A 23,873-nucleotide genomic window follows, 5' to 3' on the forward strand; every position below is an offset into this window, starting at 1 on the left:
GCGTCCCGGCGTCGAGCGGGGGGCGGCCCGGAAGCCCCCGGCCGGGAAACCCCGGTCGTTCCCGCCGGCGCCCGTCCGGGCGGTTCTCGCGGGCCCGGCCCGCAGGTCGTTTTCCACAGGCTGTTTTCCACAGGTCCGGGCGACTGTCGGTGGCCGGGTGCAGGATGGGGGGCATGGTCAGGTCCGCGCTCGACTCGTTCTCACCCGCCACCCGTGGTTGGTTCACCGGGGCCTTCGACGCGCCCACGGCGGCGCAGGAGGGCGCCTGGAAGGCCATCGGGGCGGGCTCCGACGTCCTCGTCGTCGCCCCGACCGGCTCGGGCAAGACGCTGGCGGCCTTCCTCGCCTCCCTCGACCGGCTGGCGTCCTCCCCGCCGCCCGCCGAGGCGGTCAAGCGCTGCCGGGTGCTCTACGTGTCCCCGCTGAAGGCGCTCGCCGTGGACGTCGAGCGGAACCTGCGCTCCCCGCTGACCGGCATCCGCCAGGAGTCGGTCCGGCTCGGGCTGCCCGAGCCGGACATCCGGGTCGGCATCCGCTCCGGCGACACCCCCGCCGCCGAACGCCGGACGCTCGCGACCCGGCCGCCGGACATCCTGATCACCACCCCCGAGTCCCTGTTCCTGATGCTGACCTCCGCCGCGCGCGAGGCCCTGACGGGCGTGGAGACGGTCATCCTGGACGAGGTCCACGCGGTCGCGGGCACGAAGCGGGGCGCGCACCTGGCGCTCTCCCTGGAACGGCTCGACGAGCTGCTGCCCCGCCCGGCACGCCGGATCGGCCTCTCGGCCACGGTCCGACCGGTCGAGGAGGTGGCCCGCTACCTCTCCCCCGGGAGGGCCGTGGAGATCGTGCAGCCGCCTTCGGGCAAGGAGTTCGACCTCTCCGTCGTCGTCCCCGTCGAGGACATGGGCGAGTTGGGCGGTTCCCCGGCCTCCGAGGGCAAGGAGGGCGGCGACAAGCCGTCGATCTGGCCGCACGTCGAGGAACGGATCGCCGATCTCGTCCAGGCCCACCGCTCCACCATCGTCTTCGCCAACTCACGCCGCCTCGCCGAGCGCCTGTGCAACCGGCTCAACGAGATCGCGTACGAACGGGCGACCGGCGAGCCCCTGCCCGAGGGAGCCCCTCCGGCCGAGGTCATGGCCCAGTCGGGAGCGGCGCAGGGCGCTCCACCGCTGCTCGCCCGGGCCCACCACGGCTCGGTCTCGAAGGAGCAGCGCGCCCAGGTGGAGGAGGACCTGAAGGCGGGCCGGCTGCCCGCCGTCGTGGCCACCTCCAGCCTGGAGCTGGGCATCGACATGGGCGCGGTCGACCTGGTCGTGCAGGTCGAGTCACCGCCCTCGGTGGCCTCCGGGCTCCAGCGGGTGGGCCGCGCCGGCCACCAGGTCGGCGCGGTCTCCACCGGCGTGGTCTTCCCCAAGTACCGGGGCGACCTGGTGCAGGCGGCCGTGGTCACCGAGCGGATGCGCGCGGGGGCGATCGAGTCCCTGCGGATTCCCGCCAACCCGCTGGACGTGCTCGCGCAGCAACTGGTCGCGACGGTCGCCCTCGACACCTGGCAGGCGGACGACCTGCTCGCGCTGGTGCGCCGGGCGGCACCGTTCGCCTCGCTGCCCGAGTCGGCGTTCACGGGCGTCCTCGACATGCTGGCGGGCCGGTATCCGTCGGACGCCTTCGCCGAGCTGCGCCCGCGCGTGGTCTGGGACCGGGTGGCCGGGACGGTCACGGGTCGGCCGGGTGCGCAGCGGCTCGCCGTCACCTCGGGCGGCACGATCCCCGACCGGGGCCTGTTCGGCGTGTTCCTGGCGGGCTCGGACCCCAAGAAGGGCGGGGGCCGGGTCGGGGAACTGGACGAGGAGATGGTGTACGAGTCACGGGTGGGCGACGTGTTCACGCTCGGCACCACCTCGTGGCGGATCGAGGACATCACCCGGGACCGGGTGCTCGTCACCCCCGCGCCCGGCGCGCCGGGCCGGCTGCCGTTCTGGAAGGGCGACCAGCTGGGCAGGCCGCTCGAACTGGGCCGGGCGGTGGGCGCGTTCCTCCGCGAGATCGGCGCCCTCGGAGACGAGGAGGCACGGCTGCGGCTGCTCGCCGCCGGTCTCGACGCGTGGGCCGCCGAGAACGTCCTGGCGTACCTCCGGGAGCAGCGCGACGCCTGCGGCCACGTGCCGGACGACCGGACCGTCCTGGTCGAGCGCTTCCGGGACGAGCTGGGGGACTGGCGGGTCGTCATCCACTCCCCCTTCGGAGCGCAGGTGCACGCCCCGTGGGCGCTGGCGCTCGGCGCCCGGCTCTCCGAGCGGTACGGCATGGACGCGCAGGTGATGCACGCGGACGACGGCATCGTGCTGCGGCTGCCGGACGCCGATCTGATGGGTCTGGACATGGGCCTGGACCTCCTCGACCACGAACCGGTCGACCCGGGCCGGTACGCGGACGCCGCGTACGACGCCGACAAGGCGCCCGTCGGCGCGGCCGACACCCTCTTCGACAAGGGCGAGATCGAACAGATCGTCACCGACCAGGTGGGCGGCTCCGCCCTTTTCGCCTCCCGCTTCCGCGAATGCGCCGCCCGCGCCCTGCTGTTGCCGAAGCGCAACCCGGGCAAGCGCACCCCGCTCTGGCAGCAGCGCCAGCGCGCGTCCCAGCTCCTCCAGGTGGCGGGCGAGTTCGGCTCGTTCCCGGTCGTCCTGGAGGCCGTCCGCGAATGCCTCCAGGACGTCTTCGACCTCCCCGGCCTGACGGAGCTGATGGGCGACATCGAGGCCCGCCGGGTCCGCCTGGTCGAGGTCACCACCTCCGAGCCGTCCCCCTTCGCCCGCTCGCTGCTCTTCGGATACGTGGCGCAGTTCCTGTACGAGGGCGACTCGCCGCTGGCGGAGCGGCGGGCCGCCGCGCTCTCCCTGGACTCCCGGCTGCTCGCGGAACTGCTGGGCCGGGCGGAGCTGCGCGAACTGCTCGACGCGGACGTCCTGACGGAGCTGGAGCGGGAGCTCCAGTGGCTGACGGAGGACCGCCGGATCAAGGACGCGGAGGGCGTCGCGGACCTGTTGCGGATGCTGGGGCCGCTCACCGACGCCGAACTCGCCGAGCGCGGTGCCGAGGCGGACTGGGCACCGGCCCTGGAGGCCGCCCGGCGCGCGATCCGGGTGCGGATCGGGGGCCGGGAGCACTGGGCGGCGATCGAGGACGCGGGCCGGCTCAGGGACGCCCTGGGCACCGCCCTGCCGGTCGGCGTGCCCGAGGCGTTCACCGAACCGGTCAAGGACCCGCTGGGAGACCTCCTCGGCCGGTACGCGCGCACGCACGGTCCGTTCACCTCCTCCCGGGCGGGCGACCGCTTCGGCCTGGGCACGGCCGTCACCGACGGCGCCCTCCAGCGGCTCGCCGCGTCGGGCCGGGTCGTCCAGGGCGAGTTCCACCCCGCCGGCATCGGCCAGGAGTGGTGCGACGCCACCGTTCTGCGCCGGCTGCGACGGCGTTCCCTGGCGGCCCTGCGTCACGAGCTGGAGCCGGTGCCCCCGGCCGCCCTCGCCACCTTCCTGCCCCAGTGGCAGCACCTGGGGGGCAACAGCCTGCGCGGCATCGACGGCCTGGCCCGCGCGGTCGAGCAGCTCCAGGGCGCGCCCGTCCCGGCCTCCGCCCTGGAGAAGCTGGTCCTGCCGTCCCGCGTCCGGGACTACTCCCCGGCGATGCTGGACGAGCTGACGACCACCGGCGAGGTGGTGTGGGCCGGCGCCGGATCGCTGCCCGGCAAGGACGGCTGGGTCTCGCTCTACCTCGCGGACGCCGCGCCGCTGCTCCTCCCCCCGCCCCACCCGCTGGAGCTGTCCGCGCTGCACGAGTCGGTGCTCACCGTCCTCTCCGGGGGCTACGGACTGTTCTTCCGCCAGGTCGCCGACCAGGTCCGGGCGACCACCCATCCGGAGGTGACCGACCCGCAGCTCGCCGACGCCCTCTGGGACCTGGCCTGGTCGGGCCGGCTCACCAACGACACCCTCGCCCCGCTGCGCGCGCTGCTCGGATCGGGCCGCACCGCCGGCTCGACCGCGCACCGGGCACGCCGCACCGTCCCCCGCGGCCGGTACGGCACCCCGACCGCCTCCGCCCGGCCCGTGTCCCGCACGGGACCGCCCACGGTCTCCGGCCGGTGGTCCCTGCTTCCGCCCGCCGAACCGGAGCCGACCCACCGGGCACACGCCCTGGCCCGCACCCTCCTGGACCGGCACGGGGTGGTCACCCGGGGCGCGGTGGCCGCCGAGGGGGTGGAGGGCGGTTTCTCGGCCACGTACCGGATCCTGTCCGCCTTCGAGGACAGTGGGCAGGCCCGCCGCGGCTACGTCGTGGAGGGACTCGGCGCGGCCCAGTTCGCGATGGACGGGGCGGTGGACCGGCTGCGGGCGGCGGCGACCGCGCGCGACCGGGGCGTCGAGGCGGCGGCCGGTCCGCGCGCCCTGGTCCTCGCGGCCGCGGACCCGGCGAACGCGTACGGCGCCGCGCTGTCCTGGCCGGAGCCGCCCTCCGGTGCCGGGCACAAGCCGGGACGCAAGGCGGGCGCGCTGGTGGTCCTGGTCGACGGAGAACTGACGCTCTACATGGAGCGGGGCGGCAAGACCCTGCTGTGCTGGCCGGACGACCCGGACGATCCCGCCCTGACAGCGGCGGCCGAGGCCCTGGCCGCGTCCGCCCGCACCGGCTCCCTCGGCACGGTCACGGTGGAACGGCTCAACGGCACTCCGGCCCTGACCTCTCCCCTGGCCCGCCCCCTGGAGGCGGCGGGCTTCCTGGCGACCCCCAGAGGTCTCCGCCTGCGCGCGTGAACCGCCCGGAGGGACGCTCGCGGGCCCTTCCCCCGCCCCCGTCGTCCGCCGCCGGGCATCATGGACCCGTGCCCGAAGGAGACACCGTCTGGCAGACGGCCCACCGCCTGCACACCGCGCTCGCCGGGCGGGTGCTGACCCGCTCGGACCTCCGGGTGCCCCGGTTCGCCACCGCCGACCTCACCGGCCGCACGCTCCTCGACTTCACTCCGCGCGGCAAGCACCTGCTCGCCCGCATCGAGGGCGGTCTCACCCTCCACTCCCATCTGCGCATGGACGGCGCCTGGCGGATCCACGCCGCCGGGGAGCGCCCGCGCGGCGGCCCCGACCACCAGATCCGGGCCGTCCTCGGCAACGCGGAGTCCACCGCGTACGGCTACCGGCTCCCGGTCCTGGAACTGATCCGTACCGCCGAGGAGTCCCGTGTCGTGGGCCATCTCGGCCCGGATCTGCTCGGCCCCGACTGGGACCCGGAGGAGGCGGTGCGACGGCTGGCGGCCGATCCGGCGAGGACGCTCGGGGAGGCCCTGCTCGACCAGCGCAACCTGGCCGGCATCGGCAACATCTACAAGTCGGAGCTGGCCTTCCTCGCCGCCGTCAGCCCCTGGCTCCCCGTGGGGGAGCTGGACCCCGACACCCCCGCGCGCCTGGTCGCGACCGCCCACCGCCTGCTCGACACGAACAAGGACCACCCGGACCGGCGCGTCACCACCACGCGTCGCCCCGGCGTCCCGCTCCACGTCTACGGTCGCGCGGGCCACCCGTGCCTGCGCTGCGGTACTCCGGTCCGCAAGGCGGAACTCGGCGACCGGATCACCTACTGGTGTCCGGGATGCCAAAAGGGCCCGCACCGGGAAACCGGTGCGCGCTCCTCACCGTGACGCGGGCCGCCCCCGGGCCCGATGGCGTGCCTCGCGGCTCCGTGCTCATCTCTCATGTACGTCGTACCCGTCTCACGGATGTACCGCACCGGCCTCACGCGTTCCCGTACCGACCGCACGCACCCTCGTACCGACCGCACGCGTCCCGTACCGGCCTCACGTTCGGACCCGCGCTCGTGCCGCGTCGGAGCCCGCGCCCCTGCGACGGCTCCGCGTCATCCTGCCGATGCGCCGGGCGATCGTGCTGGGCCGTCCCGACGAGGCGGTCACGTGGACGGGCAGCAGGCTCAGACCCCAGCCGCCCGCGGCCACCACGCCCTCCACCGGCCCGGCGGCTTCCGGGACGAGCAGCACGCGCAGCACCGCCCACCACCAGAGCCCCCCGGCCACCAGCCCGACCGCGACCAGCGCGAGCGCCGCCGGTGGAAACCCTCGCCGTACCATGGCCGCCTCCCGCGGTCGACGCTAGACCGGCAGGATCACCCTGGGGGAGGGCGCACCGGGGTGAGCCCCGGCGCGCACCGCACCTATCGCCACGCCCGGCGGTACCGGGACCGGGGACACGACACCCGGTAGGCCAATGCCCGGAACCGAGGACACCGCTTCCGGCACCACCCGGACCGAAGCCGTCGTGGCCGGCGTCTTCACGACCGGCACCTGCACGGCCGACCCGTTCCTAGACGCTCTCCGCCTGGAACATCCACGCATGCTTCTCGAGCTCGCCCGTCAGCGCGATCAGGATGTCCTGGGTGACCGGGTCCGGGTCGCCGGTCGCGTCGATCCGCTCCCGCATCCGGCCGGTGACGGCGCCGAGGGCGTCGACGAGGATCTTCACCGCGTCCACGTCCTTGATCCAGCCCTCCGGCACCGTCCCGATCGCGCTCGACGAGGCCACGGTCGCCGCGCGCCCGTCCGGGTTGACCCCCAGGGCGGAGGCGCGCTCGGCGACGGTGTCGGAGTGCGTCCGGGCGGTGGTGACCACCTCGTCGAGCTGGAGGTGGATGGAGCGGAAGCGCGGTCCCACGACGTTCCAGTGCACCTGCTTGGCGACCAGGGAGAGGTCGACCAGGTCGGCCAGTGCCCCCTGGAGTGCGTTGCCGACCGTCTTGAGGTCGGCTTCGGACAGCGTGCTCTTCACGACAGACATGCGGAATCTCCAACCAGTCGAACGTTGTTCCACCATGGCACGGGTCTCCGGAAACCGGCATCTCAAACAAATCAAGGCAAAGCCCAAAGGGAAAAGCCCCGGTCAACACCCTGTGAGGGCGTTGACCGGGGCTTTTTCCCGTTTCGGTTCAGGCGGCGACGACGTCGACCGCCTTCGCGGGTGCCTTGAGGGTCACCCGCTCGGTGGGCACACCTGCCACCGACACCGAGTTGAGCATCGGACGAACGGGTGCCGGCACCTGTTCGCTCGCGGCTGCCGACTCGGCCAGTTCGGCCAGTGACAGCTCGTCGCTCACTTCACGCATGAGCTCGGACATCCGTACGTCCAACGCGTCGCAGATCGCGGAGAGCAGTTCGGAGGAAGCCTCCTTCTGCCCCCGCTCCACCTCGGAGAGATAGCCGAGCGAAACTCGGGCGGACGAGGAGACTTCGCGCAGAGTACGGCCCTGGCGCTGGCGCTGCCGACGCAGCACGTCACCCAGCAGGCGACGGAGCAGAATCATCGGTGGCTCCCTCCTCGGACCGCGTAGCCGCATCCTTCACGCCCCACCGTACCGCCTCGCGACGCGGCCGTGCGGGGAGCGATGTCGTGTTCACTCAGGGCTGCAAACATCAAGTCCCCCCGTTCTGTTCCGTATCCTGTGCCCGCACATTTCCCAGGAGTTCCCCGTGGAGCAGTTCCAGCGCGCTCCGCACGCTCTCCCTACGGATTTCCCCCCGGTCGCCGTTCAACCTCAACGACACCACTTTCCCCGGCCCGGTCTTCGTCGCGGCCGGGCCCGCGACCGCCACGTAGACGGTTCCCACGGCCTGCCCGCCCTGCGGATCGGGACCCGCGACCCCGGTCGTCGAGACGCCCCAGTCGGCGCCGAGCCGGTCGCGTACGCCGACCGCCATCTGCACCGCGACCTCCGGGTCCACCGCTCCGCGCTCGGCGAGCAGGTCCCCGTCCACGCCGAGCAGCTCGTGCTTGAGGGGCGTGGCGTAGACGGTCACGGATCCCCGGAAGGAGGCCGAGGCCCCGGGGACGCCGGTCAGCTCGGCGGCCACCAGGCCGCCCGTGAGGGACTCCGCGACGGCCACGGTCTGACCGCGTCCGGCGAGCAGCGCGAGCACGCGGGCGGCCCCGGTCACCGGGCCGCCGCCTCCGCCCGCGCGGCCGCCCGCTCGGCGGCCATGCCCCTCCGCCGCAGTGCGAGGGCCTGCCGTACGTAGTCCAGGCCCGTGACGACCGTCAGCACGACGGCCAGCGCCATCACCCAGAAGCGGAGGGTGGCCAGCGGCCCGACGAGCATCAGCACGTACATGCCCACGGCCGTGCCCTGGGCGAGCGTCTTCATCTTGCCGCCGCGGCTGGCCGGGATGACCCCGTGGCGGATGACCCAGAACCGCATCAGGGTGATCCCCAGCTCCCGGGCCAGGATGACCCCCGTCACCCACCAGGGCAGGTCCCCCAGCCAGGACAGGGAGACCAGTCCGGCCGCCATGATCGCCTTGTCCGCGATGGGGTCGGCGATCTTCCCGAAGTCGGTGACCAGGTTGTAGGCGCGGGCGAGGTGCCCGTCGAAGACGTCCGTGATCATGGCCACCGCGAACGCCGCCCAGGCCCAGGCCCGCCAGGCGGGGTCGTGCCCGCCGTCCTGGAGCAGCAGCAGCACGAAGGCCGGCACGAGCACGAGCCGGATCATGGTGAGGATGTTCGCGATGTTCCACAGACTGGCCTGGTTGACGGCCGCCGTGCCCAGCTTGCCGCGGGGCGCCGGCCTGCCGGTCCCGCCCGTCGCGGATGCCGGGACTCCGGTCATCTGCCCGCCTCCTCGGAAAGACACTCGGCCACCAGATCGACGCCTTCCGTGCCGACGACCTTCGCCCTGACCATACGGCCCGGAGCCAGGTCGGGCTCCGCCCCGTCGGCCGTGACGAGGAGCGTCTGCCCATCGGTCTCGGGAGCCTGGTGGGCGGCGCGGCCGATCCAGCCGTCCTCCTCGTCCAGGGACTCCACGAGTACTTCCAGGGTCTCTCCGATCCGCTCCTCCGCACGCTGGGCGGTGAGTTCCTCGGCGAGCCGGGAGAGGTGGGCGAGTCTCTCGTCGACGACCTCCTGGTCGAGCTTGTGCTCGTAGGTGGCGGCCTCGGTGCCGTCCTCGTCGGAGTAGCCGAAGACGCCGACGGCGTCGAGGCGGGCGTGGGTGACGAAGCGTTCCAGCTCGGCGAAGTCCGCCTCGGTCTCGCCGGGGAAGCCGACGATGAAGTTGGAGCGCGCTCCGGCCGTCGGGGCCTTGGCGCGGATGGTCTCCAGGAGCTCCAGGAAGCGGTCGGTGTCGCCGAAGCGGCGCATGGACCGCAGCACGTCCGGAGCGCTGTGCTGGAAGGACAGGTCGAAGTAGGGAGCGACCTTCTCGGTGGAGGTGAGGACGTCGATCAGGCCGGGGCGCATCTCGGCGGGCTGGAGGTAGCTGACGCGGACGCGCTCGATGCCGTCCACCGCCGCCAACTCGGGCAGCAGGCCCTCCAGGAGGCGGATGTCGCCGAGGTCCTTGCCGTAGGAGGTGTTGTTCTCGGAGACCAGCATGATCTCCTTCACGCCCTGCTCGGCGAGCCAGCGCGTCTCGTTCAGCACGTCCGAGGGGCGGCGCGAGACGAAGGAGCCGCGGAAGGAGGGGATCGCGCAGAAGGTGCAGCGGCGGTCGCAGCCGGAGGCCAGCTTCACCGACGCGACGGGGCTGGTGTCCAGCCGCCGGCGGAGCGGCGCGCGCGGGCCGGAGGCGGGGGCGACCCCCTCGGGCAGGTCGGCCGGGGCTTCGGCGGGGGGCTCGGCGGCGTCGCCGTGTCCCGGCAGGGCCACGGCCGCGGCGGCCTCCTGGCGCTCCACGGGCGAGAGCGGCAGCAGCTTGCGCCGGTCACGGGGGGTGTGGGCCTCGACACTGCCACCGCTGAGGATGGTCTGGAGGCGGTTGGAGATGTCGGCGTAGTCGTCGAAGCCGAGGACTCCGTCGGCCTCCGGGAGGGCGTCGGCGAGTTCCTTGCCGTAGCGCTCGGCCATGCAGCCGACGGCGACGACGGCCTGGGTCCTGCCGTGGTCCTTCAGGTCGTTGGCTTCGAGCAGGGCGTCGACGGAGTCCTTCTTGGCGGCCTCGACGAATCCGCAGGTGTTGACGACGGCGACGTCCGCTTCCTCGGCGTTCTCGACGAGCTGCCAGCCGTCCGCTGCCAAGCGGCCTGCGAGCTCCTCCGAGTCCACCTCGTTACGGGCGCAGCCAAGAGTGACAAGGGCGACGGTACGGCGTTCGGGCATGGGCTCAAGACTACTTCGTCCCGGCCGTTCCCCCGTCGCGCAGGGTTCGTCCGCGCGACGGAGGTCACATCACGGCGCCGGGGCGGCTCAGCCGGCCTGGGGGTCGCCCTTGGTGTACGTGAGCCGCTCGACCTGGCCGGATTCGAACGTGTCCGCGACCTTCTTGCCGTTCACGTACAGCTCGATGGCCCCGGCGTTGCCGAGGACCAGGTCGACGCGCTCGTCGTCCTGGAAGGTCTTGGACTCGCCCTTGAGGAGCAGGCCGTCGAAGAGCAGCTTGCCGTCGTGGGCCTTGGCCGAGATCCAGCTCTTGTCGTCGACGGCGGTGAGCTTGACCGTCACCTTGTCCCGCGGAACGGCGGCGATCGCGCTCTCGGTGGCCTTGGGCGCGACGGGCTTGATCGGCTTCGGCTTGGCGGCCGAGGTCGCCTTCTCCGGGGCGGGCGCCGGGCCGCCGTCGGCCGCGGTGGTCCCCTTCGGGGCGTCGTTCCCGTTGAACATCGTGAAGCCGACGAACCCGACGACGGCGACGATGGCCGCGACCATCGCGGCGGTCCAGTTGGGCCTGCGCGGCTCGGGGCGGATGCGCTCCGCCTCGAAGAGCGGGGCGGCGGGGGTGGGGGCGGGCCGACCGCCGTGCTCGGCGTCGAACCGCTCGACCAGCGGAGCCGGGTCGAGGCCGGCGGCGCGCGCGAGGGCGCGGACGTGGCCGCGGGCGTAGACGTCCCCGCCACAGCGCGAGAAGTCGTCCTGCTCGATCGCGTGCACGATCGGGGTCCGGACGCGGGTGGAGGCACTGACCTCCTCGGCGGTGAGACCGGCGGCGATACGGGCCTGCTGGAGAGCGCGACCGATCGAGTCCCGGTCGTCTGCCGGGAAGATCCGGTCGTCTTCGGGGGAGTTGCCGATGGACACGAGAGCGCCTTTCGAGCGTGTAGCCACCTGCTGGACGTTCAGTCTATGGGTGGTACGAAAGGGTGGGGCAACCGGACGGGTGTGTTTGTACGCCATGAGGCTGGGACGTCCTTCTGTCCCTCCGTCCAACTTGACGTACGCCCGGAGGAAACGGTTGCTCACCCATTCTTACGAGTGAGTCTCAGCGAGATCTCGAACGGGTACCCCGCCTTCCGGCACCCACACCCGGCCCCCTCGCCGCCGCTACTCGCCGGGCGCCGGCTCCCCCCGGATCACGGCGAGCACCCCGTCCAGTTCGTCGGGCTTCACCAGGACGTCCCGCGCCTTCGAACCCTCGCTCGGTCCGACGATGTTCCGCGACTCCATCAGGTCCATCAGCCGGCCGGCCTTCGCGAAGCCCACGCGCAGCTTCCGCTGGAGCATCGAGGTGGAACCGAACTGCGTCGAGACGACCAGCTCGGCGGCCTGGCACAGCAGGTCGAGGTCGTCGCCGATCTCCTCGTCGATCTCCTTCTTCTGCTGGGTGCCCACGGTGACGTCGTCCCGGAAGACGGGCGTCATCTGGTCCTTGCAGTGCCGCACGACGGCCGCGACCTCGTCCTCGGTGACGAAGGCGCCCTGCATGCGGACGGGCTTGTTGGCGCCCATCGGCAGGAAGAGCCCGTCGCCCTTGCCGATCAGCTTCTCGGCGCCGGGCTGGTCGAGGATGACCCGGCTGTCGGCGAGCGAGGAGGTGGCGAAGGCGAGCCGCGAGGGCACGTTCGCCTTGATGAGACCGGTGACGACGTCCACGGACGGCCGCTGGGTGGCGAGCACCAGGTGGATGCCGGCGGCGCGGGCCAGCTGGGTGATGCGGACGATCGCGTCCTCGACGTCCCGGGGCGCGACCATCATCAGGTCCGCGAGCTCGTCGACGATCACCAAGAGGTACGGATAGGGGCTGAGCTCGCGCTCGCTCCCCTCCGGGAGCTTGACCTTCCCGGCCCGGATGGCCTCGTTGAAGTCGTCGATGTGCCGGAAGCCGAAGGCGGCCAGGTCGTCGTAGCGCAGGTCCATCTCGCGCACCACCCACTGCAGCGCCTCGGCGGCCTTCTTGGGGTTGGTGATGATCGGGGTGATCAGGTGCGGGATGCCCTCGTAGGCGGTGAGTTCGACCCGCTTGGGGTCGACGAGCACCATCCGGACGTCGTCGGGGGTCGCTCTTATCATCACCGAGGTGATGAGGCAGTTGATGCACGAGGACTTTCCGGAGCCGGTGGCACCGGCGACCAGGATGTGCGGCATCTTCGCCAGGTTGGCCATCACGTAGCCGCCCTCGACGTCCTTGCCGAGCGCGACCAGCATCGGGTGGTCGTCGCCGGCCGCGTCCGCGAGCCGCAGCACGTCCCCGAGGTTGACCATCTCGCGGTCGCTGTTCGGGATCTCGATGCCGACCGCCGACTTGCCGGGGATCGGCGAGATGATCCGCACGTCCGGGGAGGCCACGGCGTACGCGATGTTCTTGGCCAGGGCCGTGATCTTCTCGACCTTCACGGCGGGGCCGAGTTCGACCTCGTACCGGGTGACCGTCGGCCCCCGGGTGAAGCCGGTGACGGCGGCGTCCACCTTGAACTCGCCGAAGACGTTGGTGAGCGCGGCCACGACGACGTCGTTGGCGGCGCTGCGCGTCTTGCCGGGCCCTCCTCGTTCCAGGAGGTCCATCGACGGCAGGGAGTACGTGATGTCGCCGGAGAGCTGGAGCTGTTCGGCCCGCGACGGCAGGTCGGTCGGTTCGGGCGCGGGCTTCGTCAGGTCGGGCACGGCGCCGGAACGCGACTCCCCTCCCCGCGCCGGCGGTACGGGCGCGGGCGTCCTCCCCGGGGCCCCGGCCGCGTCCCGCTCGACGGTGACGTCCTTGGTCAGGTCGGCGACGACCGGGGACGGGGGCATGCCGTTCAGCACCGCGCCGTCGAGCGCGGCGGCCGCGGCGGCGGCGACGTCCACCGGGTCCATGCCGGGATCGAACGCGGGGCGGTGCGCCGGACGGCCGCGCCGGGCTCCCTGCTCCGCCCCGGCCGGGTCCGTCCCGTACGGCTCCGCCGGGGCGGGGGCGCGGCGCCGGACCGGGCGCGCGGGCCCCGGCTCCGCCCCCCGCCACTCGTCCCCGTACCCCTCGGGCCCGTACTCCTCGTCCTCCGCCGGGTCGTAGGCCGGTTCGACGATGCCGAGCCTGACGCCGAGGGCGCGCAGCCGCCGCGGGATCGCGTTGACCGGGGTGGCGGTGACGACGAGCAGGCCGAAGACGGTGAGCAGCACCAGCATCGGTACGGCCAGGACCTCGCCCATCATGAAGACAAGGGGCTGGGACGCCGCCCAGCCGATGAGGCCGCCCGCGTCCTGGAGGGCGTCGGCGCCGTCGCCGCGCCCCGGCGCGTCGCACGCGATGTGCACCTGGCCGAGGATGCCGACGGTGAGGGCGGAGAGGCCGATGACGATCCGGCCGTTGGCCTCGGGCCGTTCCGGATAGAGGATCAGTCGTACGCCCATCCCGGCGAGCAGCGGCGGCACCAGCAGGTCGAGCCGGCCGAAGGCCCCGGTGACCAGCATCTCGACGAGGTCGCCGACCGGACCGCTCAGATGGGACCACGTCCCGGCGGCGACGATCAGCGCCAGGCCGAGGAGGAGGAGCGCGAGGCCGTCCTTGCGGTGGGCGGGGTCGAGTCCCTTGGCGCCGCGCCCTATCCCCCGGAACACCGCGCCGACCGCGTGGGCGAGACCGAGCCAGGCGCCGCGCACGAGCCGGTAGACGCCCCCGGTCGGGGACGGGGCGGGCCGGGGCGGGGCCTTCTTCGCCGCGGTCTTCCGCGCGGGCGCGCGCTTGGCGGGCGCGGCCTTCCTGGCCGGCGCCTTCTTCGCGGGCGGCTTGGCGGGGGACTTCGCGGGCGCCGCTTTCTTCGCGGCGCCCGCCGTACGGCCGGCGCGCGGCTTTGCGGTGCCCGCCGTGCCCTGGGAACCCTTGCCGGACGTACGTGAAGCCATGGGGCCGAGGTTACCCGTGCGGGAACCGGCTGTCCCCACTCACCCGTTCGTGTCGTCCGCGCCGGGGCGCGAAGCTGACGCGGGCTCACCGGCGGGCACCCCGGCCGCGACGGACCGGGGCGCCCGGTGACGTCGCGTCAGCTCGGGGAGGGCAGGGAGGACGTGGCGCCGGTACCGGGCTCCAGGGCGTCCAGGGCCCGGCGCAGTCCGGTCAGCTTGCGCTCCAGGTGCGCGGCGGTGGCGACGGCGGCCGCGTCGGCCGAGTCGTCGTCGAGCTGTTTCGACAGCGCCTCGGCCTGTTCCTCGACGGCCGCGAGACGGGCGGACAGTTCGGCGAGCAGACCGGCGGACTCCTTGCCGTGACCGCTCTCGCCGCCCTCCAACTGCAGCCGCAGCAGGGCGGCCTGCTCGCGCAGCTTGCAGTTCTTCATGTACAGCTCGACGAAGACGGAGACCTTGGCCCGCAACACCCACGGGTCGAAGGGCTTCGAGATGTAGTCGACCGCCCCTGCCGCGTACCCCCGGAAGGTGTGGTGGGGGCCGTGGTTGATGGCGGTGAGGAAGATGATCGGGATGTCCCGGGTCCGCTCCCGCCGCTTGATGTGGGCGGCGGTCTCGAAGCCGTCCATGCCCGGCATCTGGACGTCCAGCAGGATGACCGCGAAGTCGTCCGTCAACAGCGCCTTGAGCGCTTCCTCCCCGGACGATGCCCGCACCAGCGTCTGATCGAGCGCGGAGAGAATGGCCTCCAGCGCCAGCAGATTCTCCGGCCGGTCATCGACCAGGAGGATCTTGGCCTTCTGCACCATGCCCCGTCCTCCTCGTCCCGGAAACAGCTCTCCCCGGTCCCCCCGACCGGGGGAAGCACCGGGCGCCGCCCCGGAAGACGACTCCCTAGCGCCGTCAGTCCTTGTGCCGGTCATCGTAGCCGCACCCCGCCCGTCGCCACACCCTGTCACCGCGATGTCACCGTGCACGCAGGAAAAACGCGGTGGAAGCCCAGAAGGTTCCCCGTGACCGGGCCCTTCACACGCCCGTGGCGAGAGTACGTCGCCCGGGGCCGGGGGCCCGCACGGTGCTCCGCGCGGGCCCCCGGGTCCGGAGTCACGTCCGCCGCATCCACTGCTCCATGACGGACAGCAGGTGGTCGGGGTCGACCGGCTTGGTCACGTAGTCCGAGGCGCCCGACTCGATCGCCTTCTCCCGGTCGCCCTTCATCGCCTTCGCCGTCAGCGCGATGATCGGGAGCCCGGCGAACTGCGGCATCCGCCGGATCGCGGTGGTCGTCGCGTATCCGTCCATCTCCGGCATCATGATGTCCATCAGCACGACCGCCGCGTCGTCGTGCTGCTCCAGGACCTCGATGCCCTCCCGTCCGTTCTCCGCGTACAGCACCGCGAGCCCGTGCTGCTCCAGGACGCTGGTGAGGGCGAAGACGTTGCGGATGTCGTCGTCCACGATGAGGACCTTCTCGCCGGAGAAGGAGAAGGTGCGGCGCGGCTCCTCCGCCACCTCCTGCTCCGGACGCTCGGCCTCGGGCTGTCCGGGCCGCCCCGGGGCCGCGTCCCGCCCCCCGGTCGCCTCGGCGGCGGCCTTCCTGCGGTGCCGGAACAGCGCCCCGGCCCCCGACCGCGCCTCCTTCCGCACGGGCGGCGGGAAGTGCGGGAACGGCTGGACGGCCCCGTCCGCCCCCTCCCCGGCGTCCTGCTGCGGGGCGTCGCCCTCCTGCGCCCCCTGCCCGGACCCCTGCGCGGGCGGTTCGGTCGGGTTCAGCGGCAGGTACAGGGTGAACGTCGATCCCCGGCCGGGCTCGCTCGCGGCGAAGATCTCACCGCCGAGCAGCCGCGCGATCTCCCGGCTGATCGAGAGCCCCAGCCCCGTACCGCCGTACTTCCTGCTGGTCGTGCCGTCGGCCTGCTTGAACGCCTCGAAGATGACCCGCATCTTGCTCGCCGCGATCCCGATCCCGGTGTCGGTGACCGAGAACGCGATCAGGTCGGCCTCCGGGTCGCGCAGCGAACCGGCCTCCAGGAGCTGCTCGCGGATCGACTGCGGCACGTCCGAACCGGCCGGCCGGATCACCAGCTCCACCGCGCCCGTGTCGGTGAACTTCACCGCGTTCGAAAGGAGGTTGCGCAGCACCTGGAGCAGGCGCTGCTCGTCGGTGTGGAGCGTGGCCGGCAGCTCGGGCGAGACCCGCACCGAGAAGTCGAGACCCTTCTCCGCCGTCAGCGGCCGGAAGGTCGCCTCCACGTAGTCGACGAGCTGGACGAGCGCGATCCGGGTCGGCGAGACGTCCATCTTGCCCGCCTCGACCTTCGACAGGTCGAGGATGTCGTTGATCAGCTGGAGCAGGTCGGAACCGGCGCCGTGGATGGTCTCCGCGAACTCGACCTGCTTCGGCGTCAGGTTCGACTCGGCGTTGTCCGCGAGCAGTTTGGCCAGGATCAGCAGCGAGTTGAGCGGGGTGCGCAGCTCGTGCGACATGTTCGCCAGGAACTCGGACTTGTACCGCATGGAGACGGCGAGCTGTTCGGCCCGCTCCTCCAGGACCTGCCGGGCCTCCTCGATCTCGGTGTTCTTCACCTCGATGTCGCGGTTCTGCCGGGCGAGCAGTTCCGCCTTCTCCTCCAGCTCCAGGTTCGACCCCTGGAGCTCCTTCTGCCGGTGCTCCAGCTCGGCCGAGCGCTCCTTCAGCTGCTCGGTGAGCTCCTGCGACTGCCGGAGCAGCACCTCCGTCTTGGTGTTGACGCTGATGGTGTTGACGGTGGTGGCGATCAGCTCGGCGAGCTGGTTGAGGAAGTCGCGCTGGATCTGGGTGAACGGCTGGAACGAGGCCAGCTCGATCACCCCGAGGACCTTGCCCTCGAAGAGGACCGGCAGCACGATCACGTGCGCGGGCGCGGCCTCCCCGAGCCCGGAGGAGATCTTCAGGTACCCCGGCGGCACGTTGACCTGGATGGTCCGCTTCTCCTCGGCCGCCGTCCCGATGAGGGTCTCGCCGGGACGGAACGAGGTCGGCATGGACCCGGTGGAGTAGCCGTAGCTCCCGCGCATCCGCAGCTCGTACGAGCCGTCGCCCTCGCCGACCAGTTCGGCGTCGCCGTGGGCGGAGCCGGTCGGCATCGCCACGAAGAAGGCGCCGTGCTGGGCCGAGACCACCGGGGTCAGCTCGCTCATGATGAGCGACGCGACGTCGTCCAGGTCCCGCCGGCCCTGCATGAGGCCGGAGATGCGGGCCAGGTTGCCCTTGAGCCAGTCCTGCTCCTCGTTGGCGAGGGTCGTGTCGCGCAGGTTGGTGATCATCGTGTTGATGTTGTCCTGGAGCGCCTGGATCTCACCGGCCGCGTCCACACCGTCGATCTTGAGGTTCAGGTCGCCCCGGGTGACCGCCGTGGCGACGGCCGCGATGGCCCGCACCTGACGGGTCAGGTTCCCGGCCATCTCGTTCACGGACTCGGTCAGGTCGCGCCAGGTGCCGTCGACGTCCCGTACGCGCGCCTGGCCGCCGAGGATGCCCTCCACGCCCACCTCGCGGGCCACGCGCGTGACCTCCTCGGCGAAGTTCGAGAGCTGGTCGACCATCGTGTTGATGGTGTTCTTCAGCTCCTGGATCTCACCGCGCGCGTCGATGTCGATCTTCTTGGTGAGGTCGCCCTTGGCGATCGCGGTCGTGACGGCCGCGATCTGCCGCACCTGACCGGTCAGGTTGGACGCCATCGAGTTCACCGACTCGGTCAGGTCCTTCCACGTGCCGGAGACCCCCGGCACCCGGGCCTGGCCGCCCAGCTCGCCCTCCGTGCCGACCTCCCGGGCGACCCGGGTGACCTCGTCCGCGAAGGACGACAGGGTCGTCACCATCGTGTTGACGGTCTCGGCCAGCTCCGCGACCTCTCCGCGCGCCTCGACGGTCACCTTCTTGGTCAGGTCTCCGTTGGCCACGGCCGCCGAGACCCGGGAGATGTTCCGCACCTGGCTGGTCAGGTTGTTGGCCATCAGGTTGACGTTGTCGCTGAGGTCCTTCCAGGTGCCCGTGACGCCTCGCACGCGCGCCTGGCCGCCCAGGATGCCCTCCGTACCCACCTCGCGGGCCACGCGCGTGACCTCGTCCGCGAAGTTGGAGAGCTGGTCGACCATCGTGTTGACGGTCGTCACCAGCTCCAGGATCTCGCCCCGGGCGTCGACCGTGATCTTCTTCGACAGGTCGCCCATGGCCACCGCGGTCGTGACCTCGGCGATGTTCCGCACCTGGATGGTGAGGTTGTTCGCCATGAAGTTCACCGACTGGGTGAGGTCCTTCCAGGTGCCGGAGACCCCCTGCACCTCGGCCTGGCCGCCCAGGATGCCCTCGGTGCCCACCTCGCGGGCGACCCGGGTCACCTGCTCGGCGAAGTTCGAGAGCTGGTCCACCATCGTGTTGAGGGTGTTCTTCAGCTCCAGGATCTCGCCGCGCGCGTCCACGTCGATCTTCTGCGACAGGTCGCCGCGCGCGACCGCCGTGGCGACCTGCGCGATGTTGCGGACCTGGGTGGTGAGGTTCCCGGCCATGCCGTTCACCGAGTCGGTCAGGTCGCGCCACACCCCGGCCACGCCGGGCACCTGCGCCTGCCCTCCCAGCCGCCCGTCGGTGCCCACCTCGCGGGCGACCCGGGTCACCTGGTCCGCGAAGGCGGAGAGCTGGTCGACCATCGTGTTGATGGTGTTCTTCAGCTCCAGGATCTCGCCGCGCGCGTCCACGTCGATCTTCTGCGACAGGTCGCCGCGCGCCACGGCCGTCGTCACCTGGGCGATCTGGCGCACCTGCGAGGTCAGGTTGCCGGCCATGAAGTTCACCGAGTCGGTGAGCTCCCGCCAGCGCCCGGAGACCCCGTCCACCCGTGCCTGGCCGCCGAGCCGGCCCTCGGTGCCCACGTCCCGGGCCATCCGGGTCACCTGGTCCGCGAAGGACGACAGCTGCGACACCATCGTGTTGACGGTGTTCTTCAGCTCCAGCATCTCCCCGGCCACGTCCACGGTGACCTTCTGCGACAGGTCGCCGTTGGCCACCGCCGTCGTCACCTGCGCGATGTCACGGACCTGACCGGTCAGGTTGCGGAAGGCGGTGTTCACCGAGTCGGTGAGGTCCTTCCAGGTGCCCGCCGCGCCCGGCACCTCGGCCTGGCCGCCGAGCAGGCCCTCGACGCCGACCTCCCGGGCCACCCGGGTCACCTCGGAGCCGAACGCGGAGAGCTGGTCCACCATCGTGTTGACGGTGTTCTTCAGCTCCAGCATCTCCCCGGCCACGTTCACCGTGACCTTCTGCGACAGGTCGCCGTTGGCCACCGCCGTCGTCACCTGCGCGATGTCACGGACCTGTGTGGTGATGTTCCGGAAGACCGTGTTGACGGAGTCCGTGAGGTCCTTCCAGGTGCCCGCCGCGCCCGGCACCTGCGCCTGCCCGCCGAGCAGGCCCTGCGCGCCGACCTCGCCCGAGACGCGGGTCACCTCGTCGGCGAACGTCCGCAGCGTCTCGGTCATCTGGTTGATCGTGTCCGCGAGCTGGGCGATCTCGCCGCGCGCCGAGACCCGGACCTTCTGCGACAGGTCCCCGTTGGCGACGGCGGTCGTCACCTCGGCGATCCCCCTCACCTGATTGGTGAGGTTGCCCGCCATCGTGTTGACGGAGTCGGTGAGGTCCTTCCACACGCCGGCGACCCCGGCCACCTCGGCCTGGCCGCCCAGCTCGCCCTCGGTGCCCACCTCGCGCGCGACCCGGGTCACCTCGGAGGAGAACGACGACAGCTGGTCCACCATCCGGTTGACGGTGTTCTTCAGCTCCAGCATCTCCCCGGCGACGTTCGCGGTGACCTTCTGCGACAGGTCGCCGTCCGCGACCGCCGTCGTCACGAGCGCGATGTCCCGCACCTGGGCCGTCAGCTGGTTCGCCATGGTGTTGACGGAGTCCGTGAGGTCCTTCCACGAACCGGACACCCCGCGCACCTGCGCCTGCCCGCCCAGCTTGCCGTCGGTCCCCACCTCGACGGCGACCCTCGTCACCTCGGAGGCGAAGACGGACAGCTGGTCCACGAGGTTGTTGGCGGTCCGCGCCACCTTGAGGAACTCGCCCCGCAGCGGCCGCACCGTCCCGTCGGAACCCTCCGAACGCAGGTCCATCCGCTGTTCCAGGTCGCCCTCGGCCACCGCGGAGAGCACCCGCCCCACCTCGGACACCGGCCGGGCCAGGTCGTCGACGAGCGCGTTCGCGGCTTCGATCGCCGCCGCCCACGCCCCTTCGGTGGGCCCCGTCTCCAGGCGCTCGGACAGCTTGCCCTCGCGCCCCACCACCCGCCGGACCCGCGACAGTTCGCCGGTCACGTGCATCTGGCGGTCGGCGACCTCGTTGAACACGGCGGAGATCTCCGCCATGACCCCGTCCCCGGAGACCGTGAGCCTTCTGCGGAGGTTCCCGTCCCGCATCGCCGCCAGCGCGGCGAGCAGCCGCTCCAGCGCCGCCGCGTCCACCTGGACCGTCCCTCCCCGGGAACGCCCGCCTCTCGTACGCGTACCGCTGCCTCCGCCGCGACGCGCCGCCGTGCCAGACTCCACCGTGTCCCTCCCGAAAGGGGTCGACCGTACCGCTCCGGCTCTGCCGGTAGCCTGCCCAGTGTTTCACCGTGACCGAACCAGGCGATAACAGTTCGGCGGCTTCGACGGTGTCCTCGCCCCCCAGGGGTGGAATCCGCGTGACCGGCATCCGCGGGGACAGCGAAGGTAAGTAACCTGGCATCCGGCTGTCCAGCCGCTCCGGTCCGCCCGGCCGGGACGGTGTGGCGCGCGCACGACCGCCGGGCAGTGGGAGGGGCAGACCGAGCATGGCAGAGCCGGGCGTCGAGACTCGTACGAGGAGAGCTGTGATCACCGCGCGGGCGACTGCCACCTTCGAGCCCGTCGGGCGGTCCGTCGCGTCCGCCCGCGCCTTCGTCCGGGACACCCTCCAGGGCTGGGGACACCCCGAACTGGTGGACGACGCCGTCGTCCTCACCAGCGAACTGGTCACCAACGCCGTCGTCCACGCCGGCACCGCCGCCGACGTGCTCTGCCTGCTCTCCGACGACAGCGTCCGCGTCGAGGTGTCCGACCGCTACCCGGAGCGCGAGATCCCCGTCCAGAGCGGCCGCACCCTGGCCGCCCCCGACCGCGAGAGCGGCCGCGGTCTGCTGCTCTGCGCCGCCCTCGCCCACCGCTGGGGCGTCGACTACTCCCCCACCCGCAAGCACGTCTGGTTCCACCTCGACCTCCCGCAGCGCCCCGTCGGCACCCGCTCCGCCGGTCCCGTGCTCCCCGACGCCCTCCTCCCGGTCGCCGACAGCCGCGTCCGCGTCGCCGTCGTCCAGATCGACCGGGACGGAACGGTCGACGCCTGGAACGAGGACGCCGAGGAACTCTTCGGGTACGCCTCCGGCCAGGTCACCGGCAAGCCCCTGGGCGATCTCGCCGCCTGGCCCCACACCCCCGGCATCGGCACCGGTCTCGCCGAGGCACTGCGCCTCTCCCGCTGGGAGGGCAGTTACGGCATCCGCTGCGCCGACGGCCGGATCATCCCCGTCTACGCCTCGCACCTGCGCGTCCGCGACTCCCAGGGCGAACCCTCCACGGTCTGCCTCCTGGTGCGCGAGCACGAGCGGGCCGTCCTGCAGACCCCGCAGCGCCCGGCCGCCGAGCCGGGCGCCGAGAGCCGCGCCACCGACCCCTTCGAGGTCTTCATCGGCTCCCCGGCCCCGGAGGACCTCGACGGTCTCCTCCAGCGCACGGTGGAGCGCGCCCGCGACATGCTCGACGGCGACGCCGCCTTCCTGCTGCTCGCCACCGACGACGAGACGGAGCTGGAGGTACGGGCCTCCACCGGCCTTCCGGCCGCCCGCCAGCGCTTCGCCCGCGTCCCCGTCGAGACCGGCGCCAGCCGTTACGGCTCCGCCCGGATGCCCGCCGTCCACGAGGACCTGGCCGCCGTTCCCGGCGCCGTGCCGCTCCTGGAGAACACCGGCATGCGCTCGGTGGTCACCGTCCCCCTCAAGGTCGAGGGCCGGCTCACGGGTTCCCTGGGCGTGGCGGCCGAGGCCGCGAACCGCTACTCGAACGAGGAGGCCCTCCGTCTCCAGTTCGCCGCCGACCGCATCGCCCTGGCCGTCGAGTCGGCCCGCCTCGGCGAGCTGGAGCGCCTGCGCCGCGGTTCCCTCAGCTTCCTCGTCGAGGCGTCCGACCTCCTGGCCGGCACCCTCGACCGCGACCAGACCCTGGCGCTGATGGCCCAGATGACGGTCCCCACCCTCGCGACCTGGTGCGCGGTCTACACGATCGCGGACCAGTCCTCCGACCCGTACCTCTCGTACGTGCTCCACGAGGACGAGGACCGCATCGACGGGCTCAAGGCGCTGCTCTCCTCGATCGCCCCGCCCGACCCGGTGCCGACCCCCGGCGCCCGGGTCTGGACCGCGCCGGGCGACGCCGCCCACCGGGCCGCGCTGGACGCCTCGACGCAGGCCCTCAACCATCTGTCGGGTCCTCTTCCGACGGACGTGGACACCACCCTGGCCACCGCGCACACGGTCGCCGGCGAGACGGTCGTCCTGCCCCTGGTGGCCCGCAACCGGGTCATCGGCATGCTGACGCTCGGCCGGCCCTCCGAGGACCACTTCCGCCAGGAGATCCTGGAACTGGCCGAGGACCTGTCCCGCCGGGCCGCCCTCGCCCTGGACAACGCCCGCCTCTACTCGGAGCGCGTGGCGATCAGCCAGTCCCTCCAGCGCAGCCTCCTGCCGCCCGGCCTCCCCGAGATCCCGGGCGTCGAGGTCGACGTCATCTACCGCGCGGCCGGCGAGGGCAACGAGGTCGGGGGCGACTTCTACGACCTGTTCCCGATCGCCGACGGCGCGTACGGCTTCGCCATCGGCGACGTCTGCGGTACGGGTCCGGAGGCGGCCGCCGTCACGGGCCTGGCCCGCCACGCCCTGCGGCTCCTGGCCCGCGAGGGCCTGGGCGGCCCGGCCGTCCTGGAGCGTCTGAACGCGGCGATCCTGGACGAGGGCGCCCGCAGCCGCTTCCTCACCCTCCTCTACGGCGAGATGCGCCCGCAGGAGGACGGCTCCGCGATCCTCAAGGTCGTCTGCGCCGGCCATCCCCTCCCGCTGCGCCTCAGCCCGGACGGCACGGTCCGCCCCGCGGCCGAACCGCAGCCGCTCCTGGGCGTCATGGAGGACCTGGAGCTGTACGAGGAGACGGTCACGCTCGATCCGGGCGACGTCCTCCTCTGTGTCACGGACGGTGTGACGGAGCGTCGTGAGGGCACCCGCATGCTGGGCGACGACGGCCTCGCCGACGTCCTCAAGACGTGTACGGGCCTGACGGCCGGCGCGGTCGGGGCCCGGGTCCTCCGCGCGGTCGAGCGCTTCGCCCAGGAACCGGCCTCCGACGACATGGCGATTCTCGCGATGCGCCTCCGCGAGCCGGACGACCGCTGACCCTCTGGGGGCCTTCCCTTCCGGGGGAGGCCCCAGAGGTGTGCCGGTCTCCGGCTTCCGGAAACGCGAAAAGGCCCCCGCCACGTGGCGGGGGCCTTTTCGTCTGAGCCCTTTAACGGAATCGAACCGTTGACCTTCTCCTTACCATGGAGACGCTCTACCGACTGAGCTAAAAGGGCAGGTGTTCGGCGGTGTCCTACTCTCCCACAGGGTCCCCCCTGCAGTACCATCGGCGCTGAAAGGCTTAGCTTCCGGGTTCGGAATGTAACCGGGCGTT

At 72.3% G+C, this 23,873-nt stretch carries 13 protein-coding genes, 1 tRNA gene and 1 rRNA gene; 3 read left to right on the forward strand and 12 right to left on the reverse strand.

Annotated features, from left to right (window positions below; translation table 11 throughout):
* Window positions 1-173 precede the first annotated feature (173 nt).
* Window positions 174-4,823 carry a DEAD/DEAH box helicase gene (locus tag ACFYZY_RS16865; protein WP_388694331.1) on the forward strand — a complete coding sequence of 1,550 codons (4,650 nt, stop codon included), beginning with the start codon at window positions 174-176 and terminating at the stop codon, window positions 4,821-4,823.
* 68 nt (window positions 4,824-4,891) lie between these two features.
* Window positions 4,892-5,704: an Fpg/Nei family DNA glycosylase gene (locus ACFYZY_RS16870; protein WP_388694334.1), complete on the forward strand. Its 813-nt coding sequence runs from the start codon at window positions 4,892-4,894 to the stop codon at window positions 5,702-5,704.
* Between the two features lie 156 nt (window positions 5,705-5,860).
* On the opposite strand, the gene ACFYZY_RS16875 is transcribed toward ACFYZY_RS16870, so the two are convergent.
* From ACFYZY_RS16875 to ACFYZY_RS16920, 10 genes are all read right to left on the reverse strand, one after another.
* Complete coding sequence (locus ACFYZY_RS16875; RefSeq protein ID WP_388694335.1) at window positions 5,861-6,148, reverse strand: hypothetical protein; 288 nt, start codon at window positions 6,146-6,148, stop codon at window positions 5,861-5,863.
* Window positions 6,149-6,380: 232 nt separating this feature from the next.
* Window positions 6,381-6,851, reverse strand: coding sequence for a Dps family protein (locus ACFYZY_RS16880; RefSeq protein ID WP_388694336.1), 471 nt, complete (start codon window positions 6,849-6,851; stop codon window positions 6,381-6,383).
* A 148-nt stretch (window positions 6,852-6,999) separates the two neighbouring features.
* A complete protein-coding gene (locus ACFYZY_RS16885; RefSeq protein ID WP_388694338.1) occupies window positions 7,000-7,374 on the reverse strand; it encodes a helix-turn-helix domain-containing protein in 375 nt (124 codons plus the stop codon).
* A 109-nt stretch (window positions 7,375-7,483) separates the two neighbouring features.
* A complete protein-coding gene (locus tag ACFYZY_RS16890; protein WP_388694340.1) occupies window positions 7,484-8,005 on the reverse strand; it encodes a CinA family protein in 522 nt (173 codons plus the stop codon).
* A complete protein-coding gene (pgsA, locus tag ACFYZY_RS16895; RefSeq protein ID WP_388694343.1) occupies window positions 8,002-8,676 on the reverse strand; it encodes a CDP-diacylglycerol--glycerol-3-phosphate 3-phosphatidyltransferase in 675 nt (224 codons plus the stop codon). Before pgsA ends, ACFYZY_RS16890 begins: the two co-directional genes overlap by 4 nt.
* Complete coding sequence (gene rimO, locus ACFYZY_RS16900; protein WP_388694345.1) at window positions 8,673-10,166, reverse strand: 30S ribosomal protein S12 methylthiotransferase RimO; 1,494 nt, start codon at window positions 10,164-10,166, stop codon at window positions 8,673-8,675. Before rimO ends, pgsA begins: the two co-directional genes overlap by 4 nt.
* Before the next feature lie 87 nt (window positions 10,167-10,253).
* A complete protein-coding gene (locus ACFYZY_RS16905) occupies window positions 10,254-11,081 on the reverse strand; it encodes a RodZ domain-containing protein (RefSeq protein WP_388694348.1) in 828 nt (275 codons plus the stop codon).
* Window positions 11,082-11,324: 243 nt separating this feature from the next.
* Window positions 11,325-14,099, reverse strand: coding sequence for a DNA translocase FtsK (locus ACFYZY_RS16910; protein WP_388694350.1), 2,775 nt, complete (start codon window positions 14,097-14,099; stop codon window positions 11,325-11,327).
* Window positions 14,100-14,236: 137 nt separating this feature from the next.
* Entirely contained in the window at window positions 14,237-14,908 is a 672-nt protein-coding gene (locus ACFYZY_RS16915; RefSeq protein ID WP_388694352.1) for a two-component system response regulator, read from the reverse strand.
* Between the two features lie 295 nt (window positions 14,909-15,203).
* The gene (locus ACFYZY_RS16920) at window positions 15,204-20,684 is read right to left on the reverse strand and encodes a HAMP domain-containing protein (protein WP_388694355.1); all 5,481 of its coding nucleotides are present in this window, start codon (window positions 20,682-20,684) and stop codon (window positions 15,204-15,206) included.
* Window positions 20,685-20,950: 266 nt separating this feature from the next.
* Here ACFYZY_RS16920 and ACFYZY_RS16925 point away from each other — a divergent pair, with 266 nt between their 5' ends.
* Entirely contained in the window at window positions 20,951-23,596 is a 2,646-nt protein-coding gene (locus ACFYZY_RS16925) for a SpoIIE family protein phosphatase (RefSeq protein WP_388694357.1), read from the forward strand.
* Window positions 23,597-23,702: 106 nt separating this feature from the next.
* On the opposite strand, the gene ACFYZY_RS16930 is transcribed toward ACFYZY_RS16925, so the two are convergent.
* Both ACFYZY_RS16930 and rrf read right to left on the reverse strand, forming a co-directional pair.
* Window positions 23,703-23,775 (reverse strand) — tRNA-Thr (locus tag ACFYZY_RS16930).
* A gap of 4 nt (window positions 23,776-23,779) precedes the next feature.
* Window positions 23,780-23,873 (reverse strand): 5S ribosomal RNA (rrf, locus tag ACFYZY_RS16935); the annotation flags it as partial.

It is taken from the genome of Streptomyces sp. NPDC001744, from assembly GCF_042892575.1.
Classification (GTDB): Bacteria; Actinomycetota; Actinomycetes; order Streptomycetales; family Streptomycetaceae; genus Streptomyces.

Excerpts from the sequence above, each read along its gene's own strand:
- ACFYZY_RS16910 (WP_388694350.1), bottom strand. The coding sequence starts at position 14,099 with ATGGCTTCACGTACGTCCGGCAAGGGTTCCCAGGGCACGGCGGGCACC.
- ACFYZY_RS16865 (WP_388694331.1), top strand. The coding sequence starts at position 174 with ATGGTCAGGTCCGCGCTCGACTCGTTCTCACCCGCCACCCGTGGTTGG.
- ACFYZY_RS16875 (WP_388694335.1), bottom strand. The coding sequence starts at position 6,148 with ATGGTACGGCGAGGGTTTCCACCGGCGGCGCTCGCGCTGGTCGCGGTC.
- ACFYZY_RS16915 (WP_388694352.1), bottom strand. The coding sequence starts at position 14,908 with ATGGTGCAGAAGGCCAAGATCCTCCTGGTCGATGACCGGCCGGAGAAT.
- rimO (WP_388694345.1), bottom strand. The coding sequence starts at position 10,166 with ATGCCCGAACGCCGTACCGTCGCCCTTGTCACTCTTGGCTGCGCCCGT.
- ACFYZY_RS16885 (WP_388694338.1), bottom strand. The coding sequence starts at position 7,374 with ATGATTCTGCTCCGTCGCCTGCTGGGTGACGTGCTGCGTCGGCAGCGC.
- ACFYZY_RS16925 (WP_388694357.1), top strand. The coding sequence starts at position 20,951 with ATGGCAGAGCCGGGCGTCGAGACTCGTACGAGGAGAGCTGTGATCACC.
- pgsA (WP_388694343.1), bottom strand. The coding sequence starts at position 8,676 with ATGACCGGAGTCCCGGCATCCGCGACGGGCGGGACCGGCAGGCCGGCG.
- ACFYZY_RS16880 (WP_388694336.1), bottom strand. The coding sequence starts at position 6,851 with ATGTCTGTCGTGAAGAGCACGCTGTCCGAAGCCGACCTCAAGACGGTC.